The sequence below is a fragment of the Sphingomonas sp. BL2 genome (assembly GCF_056680015.1).
The window spans coordinates 3,822,067-3,839,561 of sequence record NZ_CM155261.1 but is presented as its reverse complement, the minus strand read 5'-3'; the positions used below and the strand labels follow the sequence as shown (position 1 = coordinate 3,839,561).

General features: G+C 59.0%; 11 protein-coding genes, 3 tRNA genes, 2 rRNA genes and 1 pseudogene. 13 read left to right on the top strand and 4 right to left on the bottom strand.

Annotation, left to right across the window (positions count from 1 at the left end; translation table 11 throughout):
- Positions 1 to 226 precede the first annotated feature (226 nt).
- From AC1ME3_RS17590 to AC1ME3_RS17565, 6 genes are all read left to right on the top strand, one after another.
- Positions 227 to 303: transfer RNA gene (locus AC1ME3_RS17590), tRNA-Ile, on the top strand.
- A gap of 15 nt (positions 304 to 318) precedes the next feature.
- Positions 319 to 394 (top strand) — tRNA-Ala (locus AC1ME3_RS17585).
- A gap of 462 nt (positions 395 to 856) precedes the next feature.
- Positions 857 to 3,652, top strand: a 23S ribosomal RNA gene (locus AC1ME3_RS17580).
- A 223-nt stretch (positions 3,653 to 3,875) separates the two neighbouring features.
- Positions 3,876 to 3,990: ribosomal RNA gene (gene rrf, locus AC1ME3_RS17575) — 5S ribosomal RNA — on the top strand.
- Between the two features lie 87 nt (positions 3,991 to 4,077).
- Positions 4,078 to 4,154, top strand: a tRNA-Met gene (locus AC1ME3_RS17570).
- 286 nt (positions 4,155 to 4,440) lie between these two features.
- On the top strand, positions 4,441 to 4,665 hold the full coding sequence (locus AC1ME3_RS17565) for a hypothetical protein (protein WP_353454026.1): 225 nt from the start codon (positions 4,441 to 4,443) through the stop codon (positions 4,663 to 4,665).
- 33 nt (positions 4,666 to 4,698) lie between these two features.
- Here AC1ME3_RS17565 and AC1ME3_RS17560 read toward each other — a convergent pair.
- The 4 genes and pseudogenes from AC1ME3_RS17560 to AC1ME3_RS17545 all read right to left on the bottom strand — a co-directional run.
- Positions 4,699 to 5,724: pseudogene (locus AC1ME3_RS17560) on the bottom strand (recombinase family protein); the annotation flags it as partial.
- 303 nt (positions 5,725 to 6,027) lie between these two features.
- Complete coding sequence (locus AC1ME3_RS17555; RefSeq protein ID WP_480954199.1) at positions 6,028 to 7,302, bottom strand: hypothetical protein; 1,275 nt, start codon at positions 7,300 to 7,302, stop codon at positions 6,028 to 6,030.
- Between the two features lie 689 nt (positions 7,303 to 7,991).
- Complete coding sequence (locus tag AC1ME3_RS17550; RefSeq protein WP_353454030.1) at positions 7,992 to 8,957, bottom strand: SAM-dependent methyltransferase; 966 nt, start codon at positions 8,955 to 8,957, stop codon at positions 7,992 to 7,994.
- Between the two features lie 100 nt (positions 8,958 to 9,057).
- Entirely contained in the window at positions 9,058 to 9,960 is a 903-nt protein-coding gene (locus AC1ME3_RS17545; protein WP_353454032.1) for a hypothetical protein, read from the bottom strand.
- 467 nt (positions 9,961 to 10,427) lie between these two features.
- Between AC1ME3_RS17545 and AC1ME3_RS17540 the strand changes: the two genes are divergently transcribed.
- The 7 genes from AC1ME3_RS17540 to AC1ME3_RS17510 all read left to right on the top strand — a co-directional run bounded on the left by AC1ME3_RS17540 (position 10,428) and on the right by AC1ME3_RS17510 (position 17,471).
- Positions 10,428 to 14,186, top strand: coding sequence for a MobA/MobL family protein (locus AC1ME3_RS17540; protein ID WP_480954198.1), 3,759 nt, complete (start codon positions 10,428 to 10,430; stop codon positions 14,184 to 14,186).
- Positions 14,187 to 14,352: 166 nt separating this feature from the next.
- The gene (locus AC1ME3_RS17535) at positions 14,353 to 14,589 is read left to right on the top strand and encodes a hypothetical protein (RefSeq protein ID WP_056025604.1); all 237 of its coding nucleotides are present in this window, start codon (positions 14,353 to 14,355) and stop codon (positions 14,587 to 14,589) included.
- An 83-nt stretch (positions 14,590 to 14,672) separates the two neighbouring features.
- Positions 14,673 to 14,915, top strand: coding sequence for a hypothetical protein (locus AC1ME3_RS17530; protein ID WP_056025607.1), 243 nt, complete (start codon positions 14,673 to 14,675; stop codon positions 14,913 to 14,915).
- A 409-nt stretch (positions 14,916 to 15,324) separates the two neighbouring features.
- Positions 15,325 to 15,822 (top strand): hypothetical protein, encoded by a 498-nt coding sequence (locus AC1ME3_RS17525; RefSeq protein ID WP_353454037.1) that lies wholly within the window; start codon positions 15,325 to 15,327, stop codon positions 15,820 to 15,822.
- Between the two features lies 1 nt (position 15,823).
- Positions 15,824 to 16,450 (top strand): hypothetical protein, encoded by a 627-nt coding sequence (locus tag AC1ME3_RS17520; protein ID WP_056025618.1) that lies wholly within the window; start codon positions 15,824 to 15,826, stop codon positions 16,448 to 16,450.
- 109 nt (positions 16,451 to 16,559) lie between these two features.
- Positions 16,560 to 16,904 carry a hypothetical protein gene (locus AC1ME3_RS17515; protein WP_156350693.1) on the top strand — a complete coding sequence of 115 codons (345 nt, stop codon included), beginning with the start codon at positions 16,560 to 16,562 and terminating at the stop codon, positions 16,902 to 16,904.
- Between the two features lie 48 nt (positions 16,905 to 16,952).
- On the top strand, positions 16,953 to 17,471 hold the full coding sequence (locus AC1ME3_RS17510; protein ID WP_353454039.1) for a hypothetical protein: 519 nt from the start codon (positions 16,953 to 16,955) through the stop codon (positions 17,469 to 17,471).
- Positions 17,472 to 17,495: the final 24 nt, after the last annotated feature.

The window sequence follows — 17,495 nt, the reverse complement described above, 5'->3', positions numbered from 1 at the left end:
GTGCCACCCTGTCTGAAGAGCTTCTTCCATTCCAAAGAACATTAGCCGCCGTCCTCATGTCCCTTCATCACTAGGTTAGTCCATAAGACGAGACAGCATCCGCTGTCTTGGCTTTGGGCAAGCTCGGCCAGCGCGCGAAGCGCGCCCCTGGGTCCCATCAAAGTACTACTTTGATGGGGGCCCTATTAGGCGCAGTTCAGCTGCGTCTGACGGGCGCAGCGGGTGTGGGCCTGTAGCTCAGTTGGTTAGAGCGCACCCCTGATAAGGGTGAGGTCGGTGGTTCGAATCCACCTAGGCCCACCACACACAAGTGCGTTTGGGGCCTTAGCTCAGCTGGGAGAGCGGTTGCTTTGCAAGCATCAGGTCATCGGTTCGATCCCGATAGGCTCCACCATTTCGCAGTCGAAGAGACGAGGCAGCAAAGCTGCCGCGCACTACGACAAGAACGGCCAGCGCTACGGAGCGCGCCCACAGGGCGCAGCTTCGCTGCGACTGACGGGCTCGCGGGCAATGCACCATCAGCCACAACCTAGAGATGAAGAGAAACGGTTCGCCGTGCGAGAGCACGGTGATTGGGTCGAGACGACCCGTATTTGACATTGTGAATGGGTTTTTTAAAATCGATGCCGTGAGGTGCTCGATTTTGGGGACGAGGATTGCTTCGGCGGTTCGTGAGCGCTTCGGCGTCAGCGATCTGGACGAGCGGTTCGAGACTCCAGATATCGACATCATCATATAAATAATCTGGCTGAGATTATAATCATCCGCACCTGACAAAGGCCAACGCGCACTGCTCTGCCGAGTTGGTGACGTTCTTCGGAACGCACCCAGTGATGTCGTTGGTGGTGTGGACTCTCAAGCGTGAGGTAAGGGCAATTCGTGGATGCCTTGGCACATACAGGCGATGAAGGACGTGGCACGCTGCGATAAGCGTCGGTGAGCTGTGAGCAAGCTTTGACCCGACGATTTCCGAATGGGGAAACCCACCTATCCCGATTAATTCTACCTGCGCGGTAACGCACAGGTCGAGTTAATTAGGTTAGGTATCACTTAGCTGAATACATAGGCTTCGTGAAGCGAACCCGGCGAACTGAAACATCTCAGTAGCTGGAGGAAAAGACATCAACCGAGATTCCGTTAGTAGTGGCGAGCGAACGCGGACCAGGCCAGTGCCTGAATTTCAACTAGCAGAACGATCTGGAAAGTTCGGCCATAGCGGGTGACAGCCCCGTATGCGAAAGTGAGAATTCAGGACTCGAGTAGGGCGGAACACGTGAAATTCTGTCTGAACATGGGGGGACCACCCTCCAAGCCTAAATACTCGTATGTGACCGATAGCGAACTAGTACCGTGAGGGAAAGGTGAAAAGCACCCCGATGAGGGGAGTGAAACAGTACCTGAAACGGATTGCCTACAAGCAGTTGGAGGGCTTTTATGGCCTGACAGCGTACCTCTTGCATAATGGGTCTGTGACTTAATGTATCAAGCAAGCTTAAGCCGATAGGTGTAGGCGCAGCGAAAGCGAGTCTGAATAGGGCGCCAGAGTTTGATGTATTAGACCCGAAACCCGGCGATCTAGGCATGACCAGGATGAAGGTGCAGTAACATGCACTGGAGGTCCGAACCGATTAACGTTGAAAAGTTACCGGATGAGTTGTGTTTAGGGGTGAAAGGCCAATCAAGCCGGGAAATAGCTGGTTCTCCGCGAAAACTATTGAGGTAGTGCCTCGCACGAACACCTTAGGGGGTAGAGCACTGGATGGGCTAGGGGGTCGCGAGATCTACCAAACCTAACCAAACTCCGAATACCTAAGAGTGATATGCGGGAGACAGACGGCGGGTGCTAAGGTCCGTCGTCAAAAGGGAAACAGCCCTGACCTACAGCTAAGGCCCCCAAATCGTATCTAAGTGGGAAAGCATGTGGGACTTCCAAAACAACCAGGAGGTTGGCTTAGAAGCAGCCATCCTTTAAAGAAAGCGTAACAGCTCACTGGTCTAAACAAGAGGTCCTGCGGCGAAGATGTAACGGGGCTCAAGATACGTGCCGAAGCTTAGGGTGTGCCACTTATGTGGTACGCGGTAGCGGAGCGTTCCGTAAGCCTGTGAAGCGATCTGGTAATGGGTCGTGGAGGTATCGGAAGTGCGAATGCAGACATGAGTAGCGATAAAGAGGGTGAGATGCCCTCTCGCCGAAAGACCAAGGGTTCCTGCGCAAGGCTAATCCGCGCAGGGTGAGCCGGCCCCTAAGACGAGCCCGAAGGGGGTAGTCGATGGGAACCACGTTAATATTCGTGGGCCTGGTGGTGTGTGACGGATCATGTGTGTTGTCATCCCTTATCGGATTGGGATGGCTTCGAAATGGTTCCAGGAAATAGCCCCACCGTATAGACCGTACCCGAAACCGACACAGGTGGTCAGGTAGAGTATACCAAGGCGCTTGAGAGAAGTGTCCTGAAGGAACTCGGCAAATTGCCTCCGTACCTTCGGAAGAAGGAGGCCCTCACTATGCGCAAGCACTTTGAGGGGGCACAGGCCAGGGGGTAGCGACTGTTTAGCAAAAACACAGGGCTCTGCTAAGTCGGCTTCAAGACGACGTATAGGGCCTGACGCCTGCCCGGTGCCTGAAGGTTAAGTGGAGGGGTGCAAGCTCTGAAATGAAGCCCAGGTAAACGGCGGCCGTAACTATAACGGTCCTAAGGTAGCGAAATTCCTTGTCGGGTAAGTTCCGACCTGCACGAATGGCGTAACGACTTCCCCACTGTCTCCAGGACATGCTCAGCGAAATTGAATTCTCCGTGAAGATGCGGAGTACCCGCGGTTAGACGGAAAGACCCCGTGCACCTTTACTGCAGCTTCAGAGTGGCATTAGGAAGAAACTGTGTAGCATAGGTGGGAGGCTTTGAAGCATCGGCGCCAGCTGGTGTGGAGCCATAGGTGAAATACCACCCTGTTTGTTTCTGATGTCTAACCTCGTTCCGTAAGCCGGAACAGGGACCCTCTGTGGCGGGTAGTTTGACTGGGGCGGTCGCCTCCTAAAGAGTAACGGAGGCGCGCAATGGTGGGCTCAGGACGGTCGGAAACCGTCTGTTAGAGTGCAATGGCATAAGCCCGCCTGACTGCGAGACTGACAAGTCGAGCAGAGACGAAAGTCGGTCATAGTGATCCGGTGGTCCCTCGTGGAAGGGCCATCGCTCAACGGATAAAAGGTACGCCGGGGATAACAGGCTGATAACCCCCAAGAGCTCATATCGACGGGGTTGTTTGGCACCTCGATGTCGGCTCATCACATCCTGGGGCTGGAGCAGGTCCCAAGGGTTTGGCTGTTCGCCAATTAAAGTGGTACGTGAGCTGGGTTCAGAACGTCGCGAGACAGTTTGGTCCCTATCTGCCGTGGGCGTCGAAATTTGAGAGGAGTTGACCCTAGTACGAGAGGACCGGGTTGAACATACCTCTGGTGTACCAGTCGTTCCGCCAGGAGCGCAGCTGGGTAGCTATGTATGGACGGGATAACCGCTGAAAGCATCTAAGCGGGAAGCCTCCCTCGAGATAAGATTTCATAGAGCCGTCGGAGACCACGACGTTGATAGATCGGATGTAGAAGTGCGGTAACGCATGGAGCTAACCGATACTAATTGCTCTATTCGCGCTTGAGAGTCTCACACCATCAATGACAACACTGGGTTCGCCCAGTTAGCCATTCGATAGTGCGGATGATTAAGACGACGCCAGATTGCCAATCCCCTCGCCGTCGAGGGATTGGTCACAAATATCACTAACCTTGCACGGTATCGATTTTAAACCCTCAGGCTTCGCAGCAATGCGAAACCCTGAGGGACCCAGATATGACGCACACGCATGTCGCACCGGCTCCATTGCCTGGTGGCTATAGCGTCGGTGTCCCACCCGATCCCATTCCGAACTCGGCCGTGAAACCCGACTGCGCCAATGGTACTATCGCTCAAGCGATGGAAGAGTAGGTCGTCGCCAGGCATTGAAGCCCGTGCGACATGCAAAAACGCACCATATCAAAAACCCATTCACAATGACTTCTACCCAACGTTCCTAAACAGGAACCGTCGCGGGGTGGAGCAGCCCGGTAGCTCGTCAGGCTCATAACCTGAAGGTCACAGGTTCAAATCCTGTCCCCGCAACCACCACCATAGAACTCGACATGCCGCCCTCACGGGCGGCGTTGTCGTTTGTGGCAAAGGCGACGAGGTCTGCGACCTTAGCGACGACCTCCGCCTCCGGGCCATCCCTGCCGTCCGGGTAGATCGTCACGCTTTCGATGAGCGTCGACAGGATTTCTGCCGCTTCGCCGCGGACCGTCTCAGCGTCGAGCGCCTCGCGCAACCGGCTGACTTTCTCCTTGAACAGTTGCTGCACAGCCGGATGCGACAGGATCGTCGCGGAGGGCGCGACCGCCGTTGGCATACTCAATTGTTTCTCCAGGCGCGCTTTCTCGGACTCGCGGTCGCCAAGGAGCTTCAGCAGGGCGGGGCTGGCCACCGCTGCCAGCATGTTGGCGGCCAGCGTGTCGATCTCGCGGGTAACGACGGCGAGGCGGTCGATGATCGATTGATCCTGCCTCGCCGACGTGCTCGTCAGCCGCGCCAGCTCCCGCTGGAACTCCTCGGCGAACAGCCGAGCATGATCCTCGGTTAGCAACTGGTGTTGGAGAATCGATAGGGTTGCCGTTTCGAGAGGGCCCTTTCGGACCGAGACCGTGTTCGAGCAGCTGCCGCGCTCCTTCTGACCGGCGCAGCGATAATAGTCCTTGCCCGAGATAGTGTAGCCCGACCCGCAACAGCTGCAGCGGATGAGACCCGACAGCAAGTGCTTCTTGCGGTTCTGACGGGCGACCGGAACATCGGTGCTGGGACGCGAACGCTGCTCGATCTGTGCCTGAACCGCGCTCCACTGTGCGTCATCGACGATGCGCAGATCCGGCACGGCGACCTCGATCCATTCTGAATGTTCGCGTAGGCGATAGCGTCGCTCGCGCTTCTCGCTGTCGGGGTTGCGACGCCATTGCCGGCGTCCCCATACCAGCCGGCCAACATAAAGCGGGTTGTTGAGAATGCCGGTCGCCTTTTTCGGGTCGCCGCGGACCGTAGAGGCATTCCACTGCCCGCCACGTGGGCCAGGCACGCCGTCGGTATTCAGCTTGGTCGCTATCTGGATGGACGAAGCGCCGGCCGCGAACTCGGTGAATATGCGCTCGACGATGGCGGCCTGCGCCTCGTCGATCTCGAGCAGGCCACGAATACGCTCACCGCGGTCATCGAGGCGGATGACCCGCCTGTAGCCGTAGGAGCGACCACCGGCGCACCGCCCCGCAAGCACTGCCGCCTCCATGCCGCGCAGGGTCTTGTCGACAAGGTGCTTGAGGAAGATCGCTCCCAGCAGCCCGGCAACCGCGAACTTGATCTCGTCGACATGGCCCTCGCTCACCGTGTGCAATTGCACACGGTGGTAGGCCAGCTTCTTGCCGAGCCACGCGACATCCTCCGCATCGCGCGCAAGCCTGTCGAGCGCTTCGCAGACGATCAAGTCGACTGTTCCCGACTCGATGTCCGCCAGCAGTTTCCTCAGGCCCGCCCGATCACGGCGATAGCCGGACTGTTCGGGGTCATGATACGTTGCCATCACGGTGCCGCCAACATAGGTGACGAGCTTCATGCACGATTCGGTCTGATCAATACTCGACGTGGCCGTCTGCATCGCGGTCGAGTGGCGCCCGTAGAGGACGATGCGGGGGGCAGGGCGCATCAGCATGGCAGAGGAGCACCTTCTGTCAGGAGTATATTAAGCGGCGGGCGTGCCGGGATCATTAGTTGCCCGCGAGGCGGGCGCGCAGCGTTCATAATGGTCGGCTGCCGCCTGCTTCGCCATCAGCCGGACGAGCTTCGCCATGCCGATGGCGAAGGCCGGATTGGCAGCGTCGGGTGGGGTGGCGCAAACAGCAGTGGCAGCGGGTCTCATCCATGATGGGATGACGACTCGGACGATGAGTGAACAGGGTATCTAAAACTCGCCGTTTCGCCGCGACCACTCTGGCATTAGCAGCTGAAACTGGTCGAGACTGGCTGCTGGCATCGGTTCCGCCAGCCGGGACTCAACGCGGTCAAGCAGCGTCGATCCAGAGTTATTGTCCGAATTGGTACTCCTGTCTCCCACATTACGGTCGCAGCCGCTGATGGCTTTCAGCGCACTGGCGGTGCGGCACACCTTCGCGCGGCCGCCCACGGGAACGGCTGGCACGGGTGAGAGGGCTGGAAGACCGCAACCGCCGTCCAGCGCCTTCATGGCCTTTCGCACCTGCCCCTTGAGGCAGACAAGGTTTATCGCGAGGACGGTAACCGCCTCGGGAACGGACATGCCGAGTTGCGCCTCGGCAAGGGTCTTGCGTCCGAAACCTTCTTTACGTAGCATCGCAGGCGTAATGGCCGTTAACGGGGCTATTTCGGTTCGTATTGCGCGAACGAGCGCAGTGAATGCGTCTCCATGGAGATCGACATCGCTGAGCTGCTCAGAGATTCTTTCGGCCATTTGCAACAGCCGGGGATCATACTCGAACTGCGCGGACGCGAATGCCTCCTGCGGCGTGTCGTAAACTTTGTCGCGGTCTAGCTTGCTCAGGAGCTGGTCAAGGCTTTTTGCAGGTCTGGCGAGACGGTCGGCAAACAGGGCCCCGCGCTTTACCCAAATCGGATCGTCGATATCCAGGCGGGGTCCCATCGGCTCGGTTGCCATACGACGGAGATATTCGGCAAGCATGCGTGCACGAAGGGCCCCGATGAGGATCGTGTGATCATGAACCACACTCCGGATCAGGCCCGCGTGCTGCGGCGTCGTTTCCGCCAGCTGATAAAGCCCGAGAAGGTTTCCACGGACCAACCGCCGCCATCCTATAAGGCATGAGTCCCGCAGGATATGCAGGTTGGCTGCGTGACGATCGAGGTCCAGCCCAAGGTCTTTTTGCAGTTGTTCCGGTTTGTCGATGTTGCAACCGCCGAAGAGCATCCGGGTCACCCACCATTTTGGGTTACCAGCCGGGCGATAGCGGGGCGGCACCGTCAACTTGGTCAATAGGGATGGAGTGGCGACGTTGCGTAGATCGCTCTGCGAGCCCTCCCAAACAATACCGGGGGTGGGTTCGGGTAGGGGTGACGCGTCGATAGCAGTGCTGGAGTGCAGCCCATTGGCATCGCTTGTCAGAGCCGAGCGAATGTAACCTATCGCGCGTGCCTCGATGTCTGTCGATATGACATCAGAGGCCAAGACCGCATGCGTCGCCATGCGCGATGCACGCAGGCGGGTAGCCGAATGCGGCGTAGATAGAACGGAAGTCGTCATGAGTTGTACTCGGGTCGGCGAGACCGCTTCCGGTGCCCCGCATGCCCGAACCTCGCGATCCAAGCCGGCCCGCGCTCACACGGGCGGGGAGAGGAAAGGCAGGGTTGATAGCGCGCCCCGGCAACCTATCGTGCAACCACTCCGAGCAGCAGTCGAATACCTGTGCCTCGTTCGCGCATCTCAAAACCAGGCACAACGAATATAATTCGCGAAACGCCTCATGTCCAGCCGATAAATTTTAGTTGCGCCAACAGCACGTGGCGGACTGCGTCCAACGCAAGACGAGTATAATAGGCGCGGCTGCGAGGCTGATCGTAATCGCATGGCCATCGTGAAAGCGCGGAACCTTTTTGCGAGCGGGTGCGGTTGGTGACAGCGTAATCGCTTAAGCGTCGGCAAAGCATTGGGCGTCAAAAGACGGAGCGCTCTCTCTCACCCGCCCATGCCGGGTGTTCTGTTCTGGCAAGCCATTTACGTCAGCGGTGTATGGTCGAAATAAGAATACGCTGTTCCGGCACACCGCCGAAAAACTAGGTTGATTTCCGAACTGTCGCGATCTGACAGACACTGAGGTTTATCCCGCCGAAATGCCGATTGTATTCGATGCTCGGGAGGAACCGTAGCTTCAGGTACTAAAGCTGTTTTGTAATGATACGCGAGCTACCGTTGATTTTCGAATTCTTTAACTCCCACTCGCGATACATCGAGACGATCTCGGACTTTGCGAGGCTTGGATTGCCTGCAACGTCACCAGCGACTTTAGCGAAGTCGAGTTGTTCCATGACGTGCCTGACGTTTCCCTTGATGAAGTAATGCGCAGACGGGCGCTTGGAAAAGTCTTGATGCACTCGACCGGCCTGTCCACCTACGCGCTGAATTGCGAAATCGGCACATTCCTTCGTCGTGAATTTGAAGTCGGGGTGTCGCGTCTCGACTGGCCGCGGTTTGCGGAGTTCCGGCTTGCGACACCAGATCTGGAATACCGCTGGAACATCGTACGGCTTGGACCGGAACAGGAATGCGTCGGCAGGCACATCCCATTCGCGCACCAGATGGAAGGAACGATCGAGCCGGTTCACGATCGATGCCTTGCGGAACGTCCTTGGCAGAATGAACGCAATTACGCTGGACTGGCGAGCAGCATGGTTAAAGAATCTGACTGCTGTGCTGGAGTTCTTGCCAAAAGGCGGATTGCCGATGATTGCAATTGGGCGGTCAGTTTCGATTTCAACCTCGAGAAAGTCGGCGTTAATGATACCAGGGTATTTAGGTTCGATATCAAAGGCGATACTGCCGTTGGGCAATATCCTGTAAAACGATCCCGTCCCGGCGCTAGGCTCGACCATTAAGTAGTCAGAAGGATCGAAATATTCTTTGAAACGGTCGTAGAAAAAGGCGGCGACATCCGGTCGCGTATAGTACTGGTCGTACTTCCTGTCTGACGCTCCATTGTCGTTGCTTGCCGCTCGTTTCGTCATGGCTGACGGCTTTGGATCGAACGTCAACTGCGGGGAGGACGAGGCGGCCTTCTGAAGGCCGTTTACCGGATGTGTCGAAACCCTGGAGGCTGTGGTCTTAACGTCGTTGATCGTGCCCATCGTCTTTGCTCCTCATTCATGTTCGTATGTTCGGCGAAAAGTCCCGGCTGCTCGACAATTTGAGCGGAGCAGCCACTCGCATTTGTTTCCACGAATGAACTCACGCGGGCTCGTCGTTGTCGTTGGAAGCGTCTGCCCGCAGGCTCGCGAAGGCATCGAAGACATCGATGACGTCTGCCCGCGGTGCGGCCGGGTGGACGTCGCGCTGTTGCGCCTCGGAGGTGCGGCGTACCGCCTGTCGCTTCCTGACGGTGGGCAACCTCTCACCAGCTTCACGCGCTGCCGCGTTCTCGGCTTCCCTCTCGTCATGAAAGGCGCGGATCACCTTCAGCATGGCGCGATGAAGCTTCAGTTCGAGCGCCTGCTCGCCTGCGTAGCGGTCGAGCCGGTCAAGCATCTCGCGACTGTCTTGTTCGCGGGTTTGGCGACGTTCGTTCAGGAGGATACGTCCCTGATCGTCGAGGGCGTTTTCGAACGCCAGATCCTGCTGCAGATAGGGGGAGACCGCGCGCGCGAGGGCATAGAGAGGACCCAGCGCGATACCGGATGCCTGACGGCCAATCTCGACCATGATTCGGTAGACGACCACAGCGCGGAGCTGGTCAGCACTACGTTGACGGTCTGCTTCGGCAACTACCTGTTCCTGCTTCGCCTGCAGCAGCTGCGCTTCCAGACGGGAGACTTTATCCATTGCCGACTGATGCTTGGTCGTCGCTGCTTGCACTGCGCCACGTGCGGATGGCCGGGCGCTGTTCTCCGGGTTCTGCAGACTGGCCGGGACTGGCGGCTGGTCGCCCTGTATCCAGGCAATCCATTGGCCGGCATCGATCGTTGCAGGCAGGATGCCGAACAGCAATTCGGTGACGAGATCACGTCGCGCAGGCATATCGATCAGAGCGGCGATCCGGGCCATACTCCACGGTTGCCGATTGGCCGTGATGCCTAGTTCGACGGCGAGAGCAGCGAGCACACCCGTGATGGCGGGGTCGGTTTTATTGGTCATTGTCTTTGGCTCCTGATGATGCGACAGTGCGTCATCGACCATGTTTTAAGGCGGCTGACCGAGCCCCTGACAGGGTACCTAAATCTTCATTTCACACAGGCGCGGATGTGCGCGCCTTCGCCCATGACGTGCTCACCCGCACATGCGTGTTCGCGTGCACGTGTACGCGAGGGGGAGGAAACAGTGGGAAGTTCAGGTTTTTGTGCAAAGCTGCAAACAACGGCTCAAGCCGGTATTTGCGCGCGCTGCGCTATAATTGGATTTCCGCGTGCGGAAGTCGGGGGCAGGGTCGGCCTGCACGCCGAGCGCGCAGGGGTCCTCTGGCTGTGCCTCCGGAAGGCGGGGTAGGGGCAGCATATCTTGGGCGATTGTTAGTTACCCATTACTGCGTATCGCCATTCGGGCATGCTGGTTGTCGCACCATCATCCTGGACACCGAGATGCCCGTTCCTGCCGACGTAACTCACATGACCGAAGCGTTGCGTCGACGTATCGATTGGCAGGAGCGGGAAGCGCTTGTCGGGACAGTCAGGCCTGGACGGCAGCGTGGAATCCAAGACGTGACAAGCCGGAAGTCTCGTTGGGTCGGTACCATCAATCTTCAACGACCGGCTGCCGGCGAACGGCCGACCGCGGCGAATGGCGCAATCAGTTTTCACACGCGCCTTTCGACGATCTCCAGAAGCGACAGCGCGACCGCAGCAGGCCGTAGTTCAGTTAATGCTGCGGTAGGGCAAGAACGGTATCTTACCGACAACTGGGCCCGTGAATTGTCGAGGGCAGCAGGTTCCGAGCGCTATGTCGTCGATGGTGATCAAGCCGATGATTCAGTCAACGACCCGGACTCTCGCGTCGTCTTCATTCACTCGAACATCTCGGACGTTGGTGTAGAACGCATCGCGTTCTGGGAAGAAGCTTGGAGGGTCGAACGCAAGGCCGGCGCGCCGCGCCTGCGATTGAACCTGACCACGATGAGCGAAAGCGATTGGGAGACGCTGAGCGCCGACCCGAACGCCCCGGCAGCCCTGATCAACATTGTTGCGGCGCTCAGGAGAGGGGAGCAAATTGATCAAGGTCGCTGCTACGTCCGCGACGGTAGCCGATTGCTGGAACTCGAGCTTCGACAAGAAGATCTCGACTGGGCAGGACAGCTTGGCACAACCTACGGCGCGGACCTGAAGGCACGAGGGCTGCACTTCGTTCGACCACGTTTTGGGCAAGTGCAAAAACAGTTCGTAGCATCACTGCCAGCCGAGCTTGATGCCGCCGCGCATAGGGACATCGTCACACAGTTTGGTGCAGAGCTTGACACCCTTGGCCTTCCCTTCACAGCAGCACTTCACAGACCCAATGGCTACAACCACCGCGCCAATCATCATCCTCATTTCATATTCTATCCAGCGATATGCAGGCGCGGCGCGGACGGTCGCTTTGATCTTGCTTCGGGCCGCAAGCTCCGTCCTGGCGAACTGGCGGGCTGGACGAAGGAACGTCGGCAAAGCACGTTTCATCAAACCAGTGCCAGCGCAGACGTTGTTGCCCTGCGCAAACGTTTTGCCGAAATATGTAACTTCCATCTCACGCGGGCACGTTCCGGACGGTTGTACGATCCGCGCACCTACGAACAGATGGGCATAGCAGCGGCGCCGATGATGTCGCTCGGCAAGGCGGCTTCGGCGTTGGTGAAGGCGGGCATCGATGTGCCGAAAGATCGCGACAATGCGCAAACATACTGGTCTGCACGCAAGCTCGAGCTGGCCAACCGTTCGCGCGAGCGGCGTGATCGTCACTTCGAAATTCTTAAGGCGTTGCAAACGGTCGAGCCGAGTGGGGGCGACATGCCGATGGCAAAGTTGAGAGACGAGCTCACCGGCATATTTCAACATATCGAAGAGGGCCGTGATGCACTCGATGAGGTGGCTCTACAGCGTGAAATGGCTTTGTCGGCGGCAGTTCGGCTGGCCGAGAACTGCGCTCGCCTTATTGCGGATATCGATGCCGGGCTGGCGAAATCGGCGGATGTTCGAGAGCGGAGCAGGATCGCGGCCAGGCACCAGCTGGCGCTCGCCCACATGGATGAAATTGAGCAGGCCATCGCACCGTATCAAGCCACAGCGCAACGTCATACCTTGGAAATGGAGCGCCTGGAAGCGCGGGCTCAAAAGCTGTGCGACCGGATTGCGTTAGAGCAGGCCTGGGTTGCCGGCTCGGTGTTGGCGGCGCAGCATATCACTCGTCTTTCACCGCACCGGCACTTCGACGAGCTCATCCGATACATTCACCGGCATCCACAACAGGCTGATGACGCTACTACGTTTGTTCACCTTTGGCGTGAGGACGGGCGCACGCAGTTTAAGGGGCTCAAGTCGCTCGACCTTGAATTGCTCGTAAACGCCGCCTTTGCGTTTCGTGCAGACCGTGCTCTTGAAGCGGCCATCTTGGCGCAGACCGACGGCGTTGGGCGCCTGCTCCGCTACATCGCGAAACACGGTGTTGACCAACTTGAAGTCCGGACACGGCACCCGAAAACAGCCAACGATGCGATAGCAACACTTAACCGGCGTTATGGGGCGCATCCGCTGTTTCTGCGAGGCCGCTTCGACGCTGACGTTGCCTTCGTCAACAGGAACGCGCCGAACGAGAAAATCTTGATTGGCAAGCCGCATGCGACGCAAGAACGCGGCGAGATGATGAAACCCGTAACGGATCACTCGACGGTAAAACTGGTGTCGGCACTCTCGCCGCTACGTGCCGGTTCAGGCGGAGTCAGCGCTGCTGTTGTCCCAGTCGCGACCCGGACGTTTCGGCCAAACGACGCCGGGCTGTTCGCAAAACAACCGACATCTGCAGAGACCAAGTCTGTGGAAACTACGGCCCCGATTACCGCCAGTTGGAATCTTGACGAGGATGTCAGGGCCGCACTGGGCGCAGCAAACTTCTACCCACGCTTGAGCGGCGAAGACGATGGTGGACCGGGATCGATTTCTAGGGCGGACGTCCAGGCCCATGCCATGGACGCTCCAGATACGAGGGGGAAGTATATCGCCCTAAGCCAGCTCTCAGAGGTAGAAATAAGCGAGAATGATCAAGCCGAAAACGAGGCGAGGATCCATGATCGTCCCTTCCAAGAATCCGGAAACATCGATTTTACTGATTCGCCAAAACTGCCGAATACCGCTGACAAGCCGATGTCGGCTTCTGCCGCTCGCATGAAGCCGATCTCGGGCGATGCGGTTGGACTAATCGGTCCCGACACCGTTGCGACTAATGCGGCGCTTCAGAATGAGCCAGACCCACACGCGCAAATTAACGGTCCCTCGTCGGACAATCCGCTGACCCGTTCGTCAGATGAAGCTTCTCCGAATGGTTCGGCTAAGCAAGCGAGCGCCGTTGATCCCAATGAGCCAGCGCCGGAGCTAACAGACGATCGCATCCCACGGCGTCCGAAACGTCGTCCAATTTCGCCGGTCATCGCGATGGATCCCGCTTCCGTCGCGGATCAGGAGACGCTGCCCCGCGGGAAGAAGCATTCGGAGACTGAAGAGACTCGGAGCGAGGACGGGAACCGCTCGAAAGCAGACAACAGCCAGATGCCGAACACGCTGGCGAAAGGCGAAATTCGCATAAAGTCATCCACAGAGCGTGCCCGCGATATCGCTAAAACTCGGACGGTTGATCGAGCGGCCCCTCCGATGCCAGTAAAAGTTCAGAACGGTGCATTGCTTGACATCGCAGGTCGTCCTGTAGACGGCCGAGCAACGCCGACGACGTTGACGCGTGGGCAAGCGACGGCTCCAAATAGCAAACCTGTCGGGCGCACTCACTCGGCCGTTGAAGAGGCACTTTTTCCTGAACCTTGGCTTTCCAATAAGCTAGCCGCCCACCGAGAGTCACCGCAGTATCGGGGGTTGCCAAGCCCGCAGCGCGATCTTCTCGATGAAGCAGCCGCGATGCCATCGCACTACCTTGGGGCAGGTCTTGGTGCGATCGTGCGAAGCGACGATTACCTAAATATCGGCTTCAGTTCTGCAGCGGTATGGGAAAGCGTCTGCGCGTTACGGGAAATTCCCGGTGGATGGGAAATGCTCAACGCCGTTGCGCGGCCATCGTCAGAAAACGATAAGTTTAAATCAGATCTTCAATGGAACCGAATAATCATCGCAGGTAAGGTCGAGGCAGAAATGCCGAGTTCTGGTATTGGTAGACCACGCGACCGCGGGCGCTGATACCGTCAATGTCTGATTAGAAATATCAAGTCTAGCCAATGTCTCTGTCGTGATTGTCCTACCACGCAAACGATTCCTGATATGAAGTTGAAGCGTGAGGAGCGCCGTGTCGTGATGGGAAGGAGCAAAAGGCAGTTCGCCTAGGCCCCCGCGACGCGGAGGACATATGGACGGTTTCAACAACGTGCGGGCAGCGCACGAGTATCGGACTGGTTTGCGCGGTATAGTCGCCCGGCTGGACGGATTTATCTCATTACCGGCCAATCGAACGATCGCACAAACGGCTTGCGGCGGCGAGCAGTTCGAGTGGCGCATGACCATCACGGAGGTCGCATATCTAGCGGCGCTAGCGGAGATGGACTGTGCATGCGCGCGCCGCCAGATCGCTCAGGTGACATTGTGAGAGGCGGCCGTCGGCTTGTCCTACCGCCTCACTGGACGACCGTGCGCGGCTTGTGGCTGCGATCGTCCGGTCTGAACGGAAGTGTGCTGACCGACAGCGAAACGATCTGGACCTTTGAGCAGCGACGCGTGATTGAGGTGGATGTCCGTAGCTGGACCATCATCGAAATCATCGAATGCTTGGCGACTTTAAAGACGCCACCGTTCGCTCAGCCTGAACTGCGTCATCTCGCGGCAGCCGATTTGGAACCTCTGGTCGCCTGTAAGGCAATCGGTCACATCGAGGCGCTTCGGCTCATGGCGCTCGTTCCTGGTTGGCAACCCTGAACTAAAAGCGTCGCCCAGCAGGGTAATTAATCGTCGATGAGATGGCTAATCGAGCCGAAGATTGGAAACCTGCAATGAAGGCGCGCGCGTCTTAGGCCACGAAGAAAGCTTGGACATGCACGCCCGCGCCCCGGCCAAAGCTGGTTCGAATTGGGCCTTCGGCTACTTACTGACAAGGTTTCAGCGCCTCAGCTCGCATGCTGGGGAGGCCAAATCTAGGCGAGCCAGTTTACAAGCCAAGACGATCTGTACGCACCGATGAGCCGGCTGCACGGCAGCGGCATGACGTTAACCCAGAGACGAGTGAAGAGAGGGTGGGGGGAGCCTTTCGGCTGAACCGGAAGGTGAAATGATCCCTGACAGGCGCCGCGAACAGCCCGCGCGCCTGCTCCCTAGAGAGACGAACATAATGAACCATTATTCGAACGAGGCTGCCGCCATCGCGGCAGCGCTCATGGTTGCACGCTTGGCGGCTTTGCGCTTCGAACCGGACGTCGACGTGCCGATGTTGAAGATTCGCAACTACCTCCACGCGCGCACTGCGCGGCTGCTACTTGTGCCCTCAACCCTGTCGGACGGCAGCGATGCCGCCGCCGTGGGCGAGGTGATGGCGGCGTTCGGGTGCGACGCGCTGGTGGCGCGAGCAGATGGCGCCGATGCAAGGCGTGCCCGCTTTACGGTCGGTCTGCATGGACATCGCCTGTTCTGGTCGGCGCCTACCCGGCTGTGGCTCGGAGCAGCGGCACCGGCGCATTTTGTCCCCAATCATCCGGACGACACCGTCTTTGCCCTCTTCAGCGTAGGGCTGCGCGGTTGTGAGGTGCCACCGTGGAGCAGCGACGAGGAGCGCGAAGATGGGTTCGCGCTCGGCGCCGACGCGCTTGCGGCCTTGATGGCGGGGCGCTGATATGAGCCGTCTCCAGGTTTGGGCCAGCCCCAGCGAAGCGTCGGACATGATGTTCGATGTGCGCCAGCCGGGCGTGACGGGTCTTGGCTACGCGCTGTTACGTCCCCGCTCCAAGGGGAAGGAGCGCAGCCTGTCGCGGCTCGCATTCGCCAAGATGAACCCAATCGAGCCCGGACCGACCAGCCCGCAAACCCGCTGCGGCATGCCGACCACTGCTCGGGATCACCGACTGCTGCTCGCGCCGGGTGTCGCAGACCCGGTGTCGCTCGAACGCCTGTTCGCCGATTATGATGAGGCGGTGCCCGAGCATCAGCGGTTGCTCGCTGCCGTCCTGACGCTGCCGTTCGTTCGCGGTGAACCGCTGCACGATCAGTTCGACAAGGTGACCACCTGGGCCATGCTGCATCTGGCACGGGCGAGGCAGCTCACCAGCCTTGCCGTGCTGCACGCGCCCGGTGATCAACTCGCCGCGGAAGCGCCGCACGCTCACATCGTCGTGCTCAGCCGTATCCATAATGCGTGCGGATGGGCTCAGCTGCATCCGGACCTCGCCGAAAGCGAGCATGGCGCCTGGGCCGAGCGATGGCTCGACTTCTGCGAGGCATGGCGTCGTAGGCCGGAGGCTTGAAGATGAGGGTTCCGAGCGCCTCCGGCAATCGGCACCACCGGCATCCGGATACCGGTGGCGAGACGCTGGATGATCTCGATGGGGCAACAAGCCCGATGGAGAAAAGACGATGATCGCGCGCAATCCACCCATGGTGTTCCGCTTCGCCGCCATGCTGCTGCTCAGTTCTGCCGTGCTCGGTCAGTGGTGGCAGCGGCAGCCGCTTGGCGCCGATGGCCATGCTTTGGTGACCATGATGCACTCCTATTGTCCTGGCGTCGGTGGCGAAGCTGGCCCGCTCACCGTGGCGGACAGCGCCCGTTTGCTCGACCGCTGGGGCTACGCCCTTCTCGGCGATCGGACCGGATGGAACGGTAGGGATCGCTGCACGCTGCCGCGACCGCGGAAAGGGGAAGGGATCGGCAGGACAGGCAGGCGAAGCCCGGGAAGCGCGATGAAAAGCGAACGGGCCTGATCCGAACCAGTCGGTTCGGGGATCACGCCAAAAAGAAGGCCTACCGTCATGCACCGCATGCTCCACGAACCACTGCCGTCCACGTCGAACGCATTGCTCGACTATTTCCTCGCCGCGCTCGGCGGCGAAACCTACTACCCGCTCGGCGGCAACACCGGCTTGCCCGCCGGCGCCCTTGAGAGCCTCGACCACAATGTCGTGCTGGCCGCCACCCCGGTCAGCGTCCGCGTTTTCGACGAGGCGCTGCTGCGATCGGCTGAGTATCGCGATACGCTCCTCGTGCGTCACGGCTTTTACCCCGAGACGCTCGACCCGGTGCGGGTCGACGTCGCCCTCAGGTCGACCACCGGGCCGATCCTCCTGCCTGACCTCAGTCTCTTCCGCGACCTGGACGGGCAGCTCCACCTCGTGCCACAGCACCAGGACCTGTTCCTCACGGTCGGCCCCGATGGGATCTGGGTGTCGCTCATCGCACCGTTCGACCGGTGGACCGATCGTGCGGCTGGGCTTGAGCGAGCCGCAGCTGATGTGGTTCGAGCCTGTTGCAAAGCACGAGCCGGTCAATAGGTACCGAAATGCGGGCGGGGCGGC

Coding starts and splice junctions, on each gene's coding strand:
- AC1ME3_RS17555 (WP_480954199.1), bottom strand. CDS start 7,302: ATGGCGACGCATGCGGTCTTGGCCTCTGATGTCATATCGACAGACATC.
- AC1ME3_RS17550 (WP_353454030.1), bottom strand. CDS start 8,957: ATGGGCACGATCAACGACGTTAAGACCACAGCCTCCAGGGTTTCGACA.
- AC1ME3_RS17545 (WP_353454032.1), bottom strand. CDS start 9,960: ATGACCAATAAAACCGACCCCGCCATCACGGGTGTGCTCGCTGCTCTC.
- AC1ME3_RS17540 (WP_480954198.1), top strand. CDS start 10,428: ATGACCGAAGCGTTGCGTCGACGTATCGATTGGCAGGAGCGGGAAGCG.
- AC1ME3_RS17535 (WP_056025604.1), top strand. CDS start 14,353: ATGGACGGTTTCAACAACGTGCGGGCAGCGCACGAGTATCGGACTGGT.
- AC1ME3_RS17525 (WP_353454037.1), top strand. CDS start 15,325: ATGAACCATTATTCGAACGAGGCTGCCGCCATCGCGGCAGCGCTCATG.
- AC1ME3_RS17520 (WP_056025618.1), top strand. CDS start 15,824: ATGAGCCGTCTCCAGGTTTGGGCCAGCCCCAGCGAAGCGTCGGACATG.
- AC1ME3_RS17515 (WP_156350693.1), top strand. CDS start 16,560: ATGATCGCGCGCAATCCACCCATGGTGTTCCGCTTCGCCGCCATGCTG.
- AC1ME3_RS17510 (WP_353454039.1), top strand. CDS start 16,953: ATGCACCGCATGCTCCACGAACCACTGCCGTCCACGTCGAACGCATTG.